The organism is Lentzea sp. NBRC 102530, from assembly GCF_030269365.1.
Lineage (GTDB): Bacteria > Actinomycetota > Actinomycetes > Mycobacteriales > Pseudonocardiaceae > Lentzea.
In genome coordinates, this window is sequence record NZ_BSTF01000003.1 from 31,314 (window position 1) to 42,513 (window position 11,200).

The window sequence follows — 11,200 nt, forward strand, 5'->3', positions numbered from 1 at the left end:
TGGTTGCAAGGAGGCAACGAAACGTCCCGATCCGTGCACACACCGTTATCTGCGCAGGAAGTCGAGTGCGGCCCGGTCAGGACTGTCGGTGGTGTATGCGAAGCTCGATCCCGTGGTGGATCAGGGACGCCGGCTGCTGGACCGCGTGCTGGCGGGGGTTCCCGCCGGGGAGTCACCCCTCACGCATGCGCGCGATCTGCCGTTGCGGCAGGCAGATCACGTGGACTGGCCTGCGTGGACGGCTCCCGCGGTCGTCGAGGCCTTCGTGGAGACGGGCGTGCGCGAGCCGTGGCGGCACCAGGCCGAGGCCGCCTCGCTGGCGTGGTCCGGGCAGCACGTGGTCCTCGCGACGGGCACGGCGTCGGGCAAGTCACTTGCCTACCAGTTGCCCGTGCTTTCCACTCTTTTGGCGGACACGAAGGCCACCGCGCTGTACCTGTCCCCGACCAAAGCCCTTGGGGCGGACCAGCTCCGATCGCTCGAGGAGCTGGGGATCAAGGGGGTGCGCGCGTCGGCCTACGACGGTGACACCCCGATGGCCGAACGCGACTGGGTCAAGGCCCACGCCAACTGGGTCTTCACCAACCCGGACATGCTGCACCGCGGAATCCTTCCGCAGCACCCGAAATGGCTGCGCTTCTTCCGCCGGCTGAAGTACGTGGTGATCGACGAGTGCCATTCCTACCGCGGCGTTTTCGGGTCGCACGTCGCGTTGTTGATGCGGCGCCTGCGCCGGGTCGCCCGGAAATACGGCGCGGATCCGATCTTCGTTTTGGCATCGGCCACAGTGGCTGATCCTTCTGGATCCGCGGAACGATTGCTCGGGGTGCCCGTTTCCGCTGTCGTGGACGACTTCTCGCCACGCGCTTCGCGCACCGTCGCCTTGTGGGAGCCCCCACTGACCTCTCTGGAGGGTGAGAACGGCGCGCCCGTCCGGCGGTCGGCCGGCGCCGAGACGTCGCGCATCCTCGCCGACCTGGTCGTCGAAGGCGCACGTTCGCTCGCCTTCGTGCGCTCCCGCCGCGGCGCCGAGCTCACCGCGCTGGGCACGCAGCGCATTCTGTCCGAAGTGGACAGTGAGCTGCCACCGCGGGTCGCCGCCTACCGGGGCGGTTTCCTGCCGGAGGAGCGCCGGGCGTTGGAGAAGGCCCTGTCCACCGGTGACCTGCTCGGCGTCGCGACCACGAACGCCCTGGAGCTCGGCGTCGACATCGCGGGCCTGGACGCCGTGGTGGTGGCCGGTTTCCCCGGCACGCTGGCGTCGTTCTGGCAGCAGGCGGGCCGTGCAGGCCGTTCCGGTGACAGCGCCCTGGTGGTGTTCGTGGCGCGCGACGACCCGTTGGACACCTACCTGGTGCACAACCCGGCCGCCGTCCTGGACCGGCCGGTCGAAGCGACCGTGCTGGATCCCCTGAACCCGTACGTGCTGGGCCCGCAGCTGGCCTGCGCGGCCTCGGAGATGCCGCTGACCCCGGCGTGCCTGGACGATTTCGGCGGTCCGCTGGCCGAGGCCGTCCTCGCCGACCTGGTGGCCGAGAAGCTCCTGCGCCGCCGCCCGGCGGGCTGGTACTGGGCCTCGCACGACCGCCCGCACGCCGGCGTCGACATCCGCGGCTCCGGCGGCGACCAGGTGGCCGTCGTCGAGGCCGACTCGGGCCGCATGCTCGGCACCGTCGACCCCGGCTCCGCCTCCTGGCAGGTGCACCCCGGCGCCGTCTACCTGCACCAGGGGCGTGCCTACGTGGTCGACGAACTGGACTTGGAGAACGGCCTCGCGATGGTGCACCGCGAGGACCCGGAGTGGACCACCCAGCCCCGCGACTGCGTCGACATCACCGTCGTGCACGAACACGAGCGCTCGTCGTTCGACGGCGTCACGGTGTCTCTGGGCGAGGTCGAGGTGACCACGCAGGTCGTCGGCTACCTGCGCCGCCTGCCGTCCGGCGTGGTGCTCGACCAGATCCCCCTCGACCTGCCGGAACAAACCCTGCAGACCCGTGCCGTCTGGTACACCGTCGACGAATCGCTGCTGGTGGCGGCAGGTGTCGACCCGAAGCGCATCCCCGGCGCCCTGCACGCGGCCGAACACGCCGCGATCGGCCTGCTGCCGCTGTTCGCGACGTGCGACCGCTGGGACATCGGCGGCGTCTCGACGGCCGTGCACCCCGACACCGGCATGCCGACGGTGTTCGTGCACGACGGCCACCCCGGCGGTGCGGGCTTCGCGGACCGGGGCCACTCGGCGTTGCGGGCCTGGCTGACGGCGACCCGTGCGGCGATCAGCGCGTGCGCGTGCCCGATGGGCTGCCCGTCGTGCGTGCAGTCGCCCAAGTGCGGCAACGGCAACGAGCCGCTGGACAAGGCGGGTGCCGTGCTGGTGCTGGACGTGGTGCTGGGCAAAATCGCCTGACCGGGGTCGCTCCGCCCGGTTACCGTGGTGGACGTGAACGCATGCGACTGCAACGCCACCGACCGGACCCGTCGCCTCTGAAACGGCGAGCTGGAAGCCGTCGTGCCACTGGGCGCGGCGAGCTGGAAGCCGTCGTGCCCTGGCGCGGCTGACGTCGATCGCTCCGCCGCGCCCGTCCACCTCCTGGCCACGGGTTCTTCGGAGTCTGCCTTGTTCACGCCCTTTTCCGACCTGAACGCCCTTCTCGCCGACCTCGTCGCCTCCCAGCGCGAGATCCTCGGCCCCACCTACGTCGGCACGTACCTCCAGGGCTCGTTCGCCCTGGGCGCCGGCGACGTCCACAGCGACTGCGACTTCATCGTCGCCTGCACCGAACTCCCGTCCGGCGACCGCGAAGCCGGCCTGCGCGCGTTGCACGACGAGCTGCCCCTGCGTCCCGGCCGGTGGTCGACGGAGATCGAGGGTTCCTACGCCGACGTCGGCTCCCTGCGGTCGGTCGCGGGCCTCGGCGTGCCGTGGCTGTTCAACGACCACGGCACCCGCACCCTGGAGTGGGACCTGCACTGCAACAGCCCGCACGCCCGCTGGATCCTGCGCCACCACGGCATCGTGCTGGCCGGGCCACCGATCACGTCGCTGGTCGACGAGGTGCCGGCGTCCGTGCTGCGGGAGTCGATGCGGGCCGAGCTGCCGCACGTGCTGTCCGGCATCGAGGAGTGGGCGCCGATGGGCAACGCCTGGGCGCAGCGCTACATCGTCTCGGCCTACTGCCGCACGCTCTACACCATCCACACCGGGGAGGTGGAGTCCAAGCGCGGCGCCCTGCTCTGGGCGATGAAAATGCTCGATCAGCGGTGGCACCCGCTGATCGAGCAGGTCCTGCAGGACCGGGACCTCGGCTGGGACGCCGACGCGGTACCGCGGCCCGGATCCATGGAGCAGACCTTCGCCTTCGCGGCCTACGCGGAAGGACTCTGGTTCTAGCTCTCGGGTTCTCCCTGTTTTCGTGGGCGCGGCGGGGGCTCACGGGTACCCCCGCCGCGCTCTCCACGTGCCGAACACTGTTTTCCCGCCTGCTACCGCTTCGTGACCGGATCCCTTGGAACATCGGTGGAATCAGGTTCGTTCGTCTGGACAGGACACGCGGGAGGCGACGGTGTCCACTGTCTTCTGACGAACTCCGGGGAGGAGCCGGCTTCACCGACCGCGGCGGAGCTGGTGCTCCGCCACTAACGTTCCTCGGCCCGGTCACTACAACGGGAGGCTGTCCTTCGGGGTGCGTGTTCGGCTTTTCACCCGGTCCTCTGCGGCCCCCGACGTGCGGGGTGCGGAGGCCGATCATCGGATCGGGTTTGGTGGAACGGCCGCGCAGGGCATCGTCTTCGGGGTTGTCGGGGAGAGTCCACGACGACACCCAGCGCGGCCGGGCTTGTTCTTCAGTTGTGGGTCAGACGGTTTCGAGCTGGAAGCGCGACGGGGCGTGCACGGCCTCGACGAGCGCGTCCTGCACGACGTGCGCGTCCGGCAGGTTCCAGCCGCAGACCTGCGGCTTGACCCGCCAGTGCACGACACCGTGCGCCATCGTGGTGGGCGGCAACGGGATGTACTCGCCCTTGCCGTACAGGTGGACGTCCGCGTTGTTCGCGAGCTCGGCGTTGAGCTTCGAGCCGGACTTCACGAGGAACATCCACCGGCCGGACGGGGTCGCGGCGATCGGCACGGGAACACCGATCTGCCGCAGTGCGACGGCCGCGCGGCGACCCAGGCCGGTGCCGACCTCGATCGCGTCCACCACGTGGCCGGTGGCGACGAGAAGGCTGTAGGACGCGCCGGTCCACCACGTGGCGACCTGCTCGGGACGGGTCCCGATCCGGTCGACCCAGTCGCGGTGCACCGGGATGGGACCGTGCTGCTCGAGGCCGCTGCGGCCCGCCCACTGCGTCACGCCGTTCTCAGAACCGGCCGGGTACGTGCCGGGCAGTACGGGCCAACCGCGGTACGCGAGGCTGATGGCCTCGGCACGCAGTTCGATGCGGAAGGCCCCGCGCCAGCTGTCCGACCAATCCATCTTCCGTCGCCTTCTTCCTAGGCTCTGACTCGACATCGACGTGGTGCCGGTTTCCGTAGGGACACCGCGTCGGTGCCGCCACTACAACTAACGACACCGGCACCGGCCTCCGTAACCCCCGCTCGACAACTGGTAGCTACGGGACGGCGAACGTCCTTTGCCAGAACGGGCCACTGAACTCCGCGCGTTTGGTTCGATCACCGTTCAGCATGTCCCGGCGCGGGTGTGAGTCCGCTCACCGCTGTGAGCCGACCGCTCGTCGTGCTCCAAACGCTTCGATCTTCGGCCGGACCTGCCCTGGCTCGGGCGTTCACCGGGCCGAACGGCGTAATCGCCGACACCTCGACCACCACCTCCCATCCGCTCACCGCACAGCTCGTCAGCTCGGCCCCGTTCTCCAGGGCCACGCGTTTCGCCTGCTCACAAGCACTTTCGTCGCCGTCGGCCAGCCGAGCGGCAGCGGCGAGCGCCGCCAGATCGGCCGCACCGGTCACCTGATGCCGCGCCACGACCGCCGACCCGACCTGCGCACCGGCCACCACGACGATGATCAGCAACAACATCGCCACCACACCGCTCACCGCAGCCGAACCCCGGTCGCAACCCGACCGTTCACCGTTCATCGCGGCTCCGGCACGGCGAACGCCCGAGCGCTGAGCGGTAAGCCCAGCGGCCCCCTCTTGCTGACCACGACCGAGATGGCGTCGCCCTGGACCTCGACCAAGACCTGGGCACCACCCACGATCCGCCCGGCCGCCTCCTCGCCGCGCTGCCGTTCCCCGCGGGCCGTGAGCCGGGCGGCCTCCCGGGCGGCGTCCGCGCACCGCATCTGCTCGGTGACGGCCACCAGCCCGTTCGCCCCCAGCCACACGGCCACCAGCAACGCGCTGACCGCGACCGCCGCCTCGACCGTGACCATCCCCTGGTCGTCAGACCGCCTCCAGCGCACGCTGTATCAGCTCCTGCACCAGGTTCCGCAGACCGTCACTGGTCACCACCACGTACAGCAGCCCGGCGAACGCGGCCGCGGCCAGCGTCCCGATCGCGTACTCGACGGTGCTCATACCGCTGTCGTCCTTGAGCAGTTCCATCTCTCTCTTCTCCTATCTCAGGAATTGACCGGCCAGCCCCAGCACCACCGGCGCGACGCCGAGGCACAGGAACGCCGGCAGGAAACACAGTGCGAGCGGCGCGGCCACCGCCACCGCGGCCCGCTGCGCCTTCGCCTCGGCCTCGTCGGCCGCTTCTTGCCTGGTCCGCGCGGCGAGCTCAGCCGTCTGCCGCGCCAGCGCCGCCCCGGACCGCGCGGTCCGTCTCGCTGCCCTGGCCAGCAACGCCGTCCCGGGCTCGTCCAGCGCGGACGCCCAGGCCGTGACCGGGTCAGCCCCCAGCCGCAGCAGCTCCGCGACCCGCGCGAGCTCCTCGATCTCCACCGCCTGGATCGCCGTGGGCACCGGCAACCCGGCCTTCAGGCACGCGGCCAGCAGGTCCCAGGCCGCGGCCCGTTCGAACGGCCCGTACTGCTTCTTCTTGCCGGGCGGCGGATCGTGGGAGCGCGGCCGGAGCCTCTCCACGGCTTTCGGCGGCAGTGGGAGCGCGAGCACGGCCAGCGCCAGCAGCAGGAACGTCACGTCCGCACCTCCGTGATCCGCTGCGTCCACCACACCCCGGCCGCCACGAACACCGCCCCGGTGGCCAGCAGCACCTGCCCCGCGGGCGACGCCGTGAGGACGTGGAACGGCCCGGCCCCGCTCAGCTCCCCCAGCACCACCCCGATGACCGGCAACACGGCCAGCACCGCCGCGCTGGCCCGGGGCCCGGCCATCCGCGCGTGCACCTGCCGCGCGAACGCGGCCCGCTGGTCGAGATCGCGCCTGGTGGCGTCCAGCACGTCCGCCAACGCCACCCCGTGCCTCGCCGACACCCGCCAAGCCCTGGCCAACTGCTCCACCGCGGTGCCCAGCAGGGGTTGTTCGAGGTTGCGCAACGTCCGTTCGACGTCGCCCCCGAGCTTCTCCGCGACCGCCGCCGCCCTGAGCACCTCCCTGGCCGGCGCCGGCGTGTCCTCGGCCGCACCTTCCGCCGCGTGCGCCGGATGCGCCCCGGCCCGCAACTCGTCGATCACCCCGCCCAGCCCGCTGCTCAACGCCTCGGCCGCTTCTCTTCGCTGCTTGTTCTGCCTGTGCTGCTTGATGATTCTTCGCGCGGTGACGGTCAGCACCGCGGCAGCGACAAGTCCGCCGACGCCTGTCAGCAGGTAGATCGCCGCGGCTGCGACTGCGAGCCAGATGTAGTGCGGCACAACGACTTCCCGCTTGTTCGCCGGTCTCAGCCGCCTGATCGACCTGACGTGCGGCCACACGAGCAACGCCACCGCCACCAGCAGAAGGCTCACCACAACAACTCCTTCGCCAGCCACCCGTGCTCACGCGTCCAGACAGGACGGACGCTGAGTCCTTCGCGGCTCTCGATGACCCCGATCTCGTTGAGGTACCTGGTGGTTCCGTCGCGGCGCATGTGCAGCACGACCTTCACCGCCGCCGCGACCTGGCTGCGCAACGCCCGCGGCTCCAGTCCGCCCAACGCCCCGAGCGCCTCCAACCGCGCCGGCACCTCACCGGCCGAGTTGGCGTGCAACGTCCCGGCACCACCTTCGTGCCCGGTGTTCAAGGACGTCAGCAACTCCCTGACCTCGGCCCCGCGCACCTCCCCGACCACGATCCGGTCGGGCCGCATCCGCAACGCCTCCCGCACCAGCTGCCGGGTGGTGACCTCGCCGGACCCCTCGACGTTGGCGGGCCGCGCCGTGAGCCGGACGAACTGCGGGTGGTCGGGATTCAGCTCGCTGGCGTCCTCCACGCACACGATGCGTTCGTGTTGCGGCACGCACCCCAGCAACGCCGACAACAACGACGTCTTGCCCGACCCGGTGCCGCCGATGACGAGGAACGCCATGCGACGCCGCACGATCGCCCGCAGGGTGCCTGCCGTCTCCGCGTCGAACGTGCCCAGCTGCTGGAGGGCGTTCAGGTCGTGGGTCGCCGGTCTGAGGACGCGCAGGGACAGGCAGGTCTGGTCTGCGATCGGAGGTAGGACGGCGTGCAGCCGGACACCGCTGCCGGGCAGCCAGCCGTCGACGCAGGGGGAGGCGTCGTCGAGCCTTCGGCCCGCTGCCACGGCCAGGCGTTGGGCGAGGCGGCGGACGGCGGCTTCGTCGGGGAACGCGACGGACGTGCGGTGCAGGCCGTTCGTGCCGTCCGCCCAGACCTGGTCCGGAGCGGTGACGAGGACGTCCGTGGTGCCGGGGTCGGCCAGCAGCGGGTCGAGGGGACCGGTGCCGCTGAACTCCTGGCGGAGGACCTGGAGCGCGTCGAGGACGTCGGAGTCGGCCAGGACGCCGCCTGCTTCGGAGCGGACCGCGTGGGCCACGACGGCGGCGGTCATCTCGATGTCGGTTCCGGTGCCGGCGAGGCGGTGCCGGACTCGGTCGATGAGGGTGGAGGTCATGGCGAACACCTCGCGGAAGTCGGTGCTGCGGCGGGAGGTCGGGGTGGGCGGAGCCGGGATGGGCGGCTCGGGTGAGAAGGCTCGCGGCGGGTGGAGGCGCTCAGCGGAAGGCAGCCACGGCTTGGGATGCAGGGTGGCGCGTGGCAGGCAACGGCTGGTCTCTGAACGCGGAGGGCCTCGTGACCGGGCGGCAGCCGGCGCTCTGCGGCGGCATGGCCAAAGCCGGGTGCTTGCGGTGCGCAGGCTTCGTGGCCGGCGGCGGTGTGGCTGCGTCAGGCGGGGTGGGGTGGTGCCGCCGTTGGGCGGCGGGCGTGGCGGCCGTAGGTCGGCTCGTGGCCCCTCAGGCGGAGCCAGGTTTCTTGGCACCAGGCGAGGAAGCGGCTCACTTCGACTCCTTCTTGAAGACGTACCGGGGCGGGAAGGGGCGGCCGTAGCGCCACAGGTTGCGGGCCATCCCCCACAGGATCTGGAGGACGATCACGGCTCGAGTTCCTTTCGCGCCGACGGGATCTCGGGGAAGACCGGTACGCAGCCGCAGGCTTGCCACGGGGACGGCTCTGGTTCCGGTGGGGCGGGCGGGGTTGCCGGGTAGTCGGCCTCGTCGGCCAGGTCCGGGGTGGTCATGGGCGCAGCTCCTTCAGGACCGCTCTGGCCGCTGTCGCCAAGGGGCCCTTGGGGTTGCGGGGGAAGCGGCCTCGTTCGAGGACCTCGGCCAGGCCCGGTTCCGCGCGCATCGAGGTGAGCAGGGGGACGCCGATGACGTCGGCCATCTCGGACGGGCGGAGGTTGCCCGGGGACGGGCCCCTGACCACCAGGCGGAGGGTTCTGCCGTTGGTCAGGAGGTGGGTGGCCACCCGGCTGGCCGCCGCGGTGGCCCGGACCTCCGCTGGGACCACCAGGACTGTCAGGTCTGTCCGGTCCAGCGCCGCCGAGGCCGCTGAGCTCGGGTGGCGCGGGAGGTCGCAGATCACCGTGCAGCCCGCTCGGCGGCCCGCGTCGAGGACGGCCGCCACCGCTGCCGGGCTCGGGTCCGGGGCTGCGCGGTCGCAGGCCAGGACGCTCAGGTTGCCCGTGGTGGGGAGGGCTGCTCGCAGCGCCGACATCGGGACTCGGCCGCCGGTGGCGTGGACGCCCGGCCAGCGGGCGCCCTCGTCGGACTCGGTACCCAGGGCCAGGTCTATGCCGCCGCCCAGCGGGTCGCAGTCGACCAGCATGGCTTCGCCGCCGGTCAGGACCGCTTCGCGGCCGCAGGCCACGGCGAGGGTCGAGGCGCCTGCTCCTCCTCGGCCGCCGATGAACGAGACGACCCTCCCCCGGTCCGAGGGCGGGCCCTCACCCAGGTCGGTCAGGGCGGTGACCAGGGAGCGGGCCTCCACCGGGAGCTCCAGGACGCCGTCCGCTCCCAGGGCCACCGCCGGGGACCACGGGGGATCGCCGCCGTGGACCACCAGCACACCGGGGCGGCGTGGGAGGCCCGCGTCCAGGCAGGCGACGACCGCTGCCGGGTCGAGGAGGACGAGCGGCGCCGCGTGCCAGGCGGCGCGCAGGGCCGGCACGTCCGGGGCGCAGGTGAGGTGGCAGTCGGCCGCGGCGGCCACGCGGAGGACCTCGTCGAGGAGGTCCTGGTCGGTCACCAGGGCGGTGGGGTGGGTCATGGGATCGACGGTGGTCGGTCGTGATGAACGACACAACGGGGTGAAGATCCACATGTGGACAAACCAGCGGCTGTGGACAAGTCGCGATCTTGAAAGCCTTGCCAGCGCGGAAGTGTCGGGGGTGCGTGCGACTCTGGAGGGTTCAGCACACGACGGGACGGACGCGCCCCGCGAGAGCGGCAGAGGTCCAGTCCCGGTCAGGACGAAACGGGGTCTGGATATGGGACGACCCCCGCCAGGGGGGAGGGACGGGGGTCGTCAATGGTTCAGTCCCGGGGGGTCGGACTGAACCCGTCCGTCGAACCGGACTCTCCTACTGTATCCCCATGCGCCAGTGCCGCGCGCAACTTCCGCAACAGCTGGGGGCCAAGTTTCGGTAACCGTGCACCGCAACGGTTTCGTACACGAACGAAATGCCGCCCGAACGGCCTACTGGCGAGTACACCTAAGCTGAGCCACATGAGCCGGATCGCCGCCTTCTTCGACCTCGACAAGACCGTGATCGCGAAGTCGAGCACGCTGGCGTTCAGCCGACCCTTCTTCCAGGAGGGACTGATCAATCGCCGCGCGGTGCTGAAGAGCGCATATGCGCAGTTCGTCTTCATGCTCGCCGGCGCGGACGCGGATCAGATGGACCGGATGCGGGCGCACATCACGGCGCTGGCCGCGGGCTGGGACGTCGAGCAGATCCGCAGCATCGTCAACGAGACGCTGCACGACATCGTCGACCCGCTCGTCTACAAAGAGGCGACACAGTTGATCGCCGACCACAAGGCAGAGGGCCACGACGTGGTCATCGTCAGCGCGTCGGGCGAGGAACTCGTCGCCCCCATCGCCCAGATGATCGGGGCGGACTACAGCGTCGGCACCAAGATGGTGATCCAGGACGGCCGCTACACCGGCGACGTCGAGTTCTACTGCGCCGCCGACAACAAGGCCGTCGCGATCAAGCAGCTCGCCGCCGAGCACGGCTACGACCTCGCCAAGAGCTATGCCTATTCGGACAGCGTCACGGACCTGCCGATGCTCGAGGTCGTCGGCCACCCGACGGTCGTGAACCCGGACCGGGGCCTGCGCCGCGTCGCGACCGAGAAGGACTGGCCGGTCCAGCAGTTCGTCGACCCGGTCAGCCTGCGCGGCCGCATCCCCACCCCGTCGGGCAAGGCGGTCGCCGTCACGGCGATCAGCCTCGGCGCCGTCGCCGCCGCGGGCGCCGCCTGGTACGGCCTTCGCCGCCGCCGCAACAGCTGAAAGTCAAGGCCCGCCACCCCGGAACACCGGGAAGTGGCGGGTACCGGCGAGTAGCGGCAACGCCCCGCACACGTGGTGCCCGCGTGGGTGCACGGCACCGCCCTCCCAGCGGTACCCGAACACGAACACGAGCTCACAAATCCAGAAACGCCAGTACTTTCCTTACTGAACGTGGCTTGAACGGTGCACCCGTCCGAGCCCTTGCTGTGACCGGGCCCACGCACTTAAATGGGTGGTGCGGAACTCGGGTCGGCCAGGGACCTGGCGAAGAGAAGCCAGAATCCACCCCGACAGGGCTCCGTGCGCGGA

General features: G+C 71.0%; 12 protein-coding genes. 3 read left to right on the plus strand and 9 right to left on the minus strand.

Annotated features, from left to right (window positions below; translation table 11 throughout):
• Positions 1-88 precede the first annotated feature (88 nt).
• Both QSK25_RS07640 and QSK25_RS07645 read left to right on the plus strand, forming a co-directional pair.
• On the plus strand, positions 89-2,410 hold the full coding sequence (locus QSK25_RS07640; RefSeq protein ID WP_285635418.1) for a DEAD/DEAH box helicase: 2,322 nt from the start codon (positions 89-91) through the stop codon (positions 2,408-2,410).
• A gap of 210 nt (positions 2,411-2,620) precedes the next feature.
• The gene (locus QSK25_RS07645) at positions 2,621-3,394 is read left to right on the plus strand and encodes an aminoglycoside adenylyltransferase domain-containing protein (protein WP_285635421.1); all 774 of its coding nucleotides are present in this window, start codon (positions 2,621-2,623) and stop codon (positions 3,392-3,394) included.
• A gap of 463 nt (positions 3,395-3,857) precedes the next feature.
• Here the strand turns inward: QSK25_RS07645 and QSK25_RS07650 are convergent, their stop codons facing one another.
• The 9 genes from QSK25_RS07650 to ssd form a co-directional block, all read right to left on the minus strand.
• Complete coding sequence (locus QSK25_RS07650) at positions 3,858-4,478, minus strand: bifunctional DNA primase/polymerase (protein ID WP_285635424.1); 621 nt, start codon at positions 4,476-4,478, stop codon at positions 3,858-3,860.
• A 197-nt stretch (positions 4,479-4,675) separates the two neighbouring features.
• Positions 4,676-5,101: an Rv3654c family TadE-like protein gene (locus tag QSK25_RS07655; protein ID WP_285635427.1), complete on the minus strand. Its 426-nt coding sequence runs from the start codon at positions 5,099-5,101 to the stop codon at positions 4,676-4,678.
• Positions 5,098-5,427 carry a TadE family type IV pilus minor pilin gene (locus QSK25_RS07660; RefSeq protein ID WP_285635430.1) on the minus strand — a complete coding sequence of 110 codons (330 nt, stop codon included), beginning with the start codon at positions 5,425-5,427 and terminating at the stop codon, positions 5,098-5,100. The genes QSK25_RS07655 and QSK25_RS07660 overlap by 4 nt, the downstream gene beginning before the upstream one ends.
• Positions 5,408-5,569: a DUF4244 domain-containing protein gene (locus QSK25_RS07665; protein ID WP_285635433.1), complete on the minus strand. Its 162-nt coding sequence runs from the start codon at positions 5,567-5,569 to the stop codon at positions 5,408-5,410. The genes QSK25_RS07660 and QSK25_RS07665 overlap by 20 nt, the downstream gene beginning before the upstream one ends.
• Before the next feature lie 12 nt (positions 5,570-5,581).
• Complete coding sequence (locus QSK25_RS07670) at positions 5,582-6,109, minus strand: type II secretion system F family protein (protein ID WP_285635436.1); 528 nt, start codon at positions 6,107-6,109, stop codon at positions 5,582-5,584.
• The gene (locus tag QSK25_RS07675) at positions 6,106-6,873 is read right to left on the minus strand and encodes a type II secretion system F family protein (protein ID WP_285635439.1); all 768 of its coding nucleotides are present in this window, start codon (positions 6,871-6,873) and stop codon (positions 6,106-6,108) included. The genes QSK25_RS07670 and QSK25_RS07675 overlap by 4 nt, the downstream gene beginning before the upstream one ends.
• Entirely contained in the window at positions 6,870-7,985 is a 1,116-nt protein-coding gene (locus QSK25_RS07680) for a TadA family conjugal transfer-associated ATPase (protein WP_285635442.1), read from the minus strand. Before QSK25_RS07680 ends, QSK25_RS07675 begins: the two co-directional genes overlap by 4 nt.
• 477 nt (positions 7,986-8,462) lie before the next feature.
• On the minus strand, positions 8,463-8,609 hold the full coding sequence (locus QSK25_RS07685) for a hypothetical protein (RefSeq protein ID WP_285635445.1): 147 nt from the start codon (positions 8,607-8,609) through the stop codon (positions 8,463-8,465).
• Positions 8,606-9,640 (minus strand): septum site-determining protein Ssd, encoded by a 1,035-nt coding sequence (gene ssd, locus QSK25_RS07690; protein ID WP_285635448.1) that lies wholly within the window; start codon positions 9,638-9,640, stop codon positions 8,606-8,608. The genes QSK25_RS07685 and ssd overlap by 4 nt, the downstream gene beginning before the upstream one ends.
• A 459-nt stretch (positions 9,641-10,099) precedes the next feature.
• Between ssd and QSK25_RS07695 the strand changes: the two genes are divergently transcribed.
• Entirely contained in the window at positions 10,100-10,891 is a 792-nt protein-coding gene (locus QSK25_RS07695) for an HAD-IB family hydrolase (RefSeq protein ID WP_285635451.1), read from the plus strand.
• The last annotated feature ends 309 nt before the right edge of the window (positions 10,892-11,200 follow it).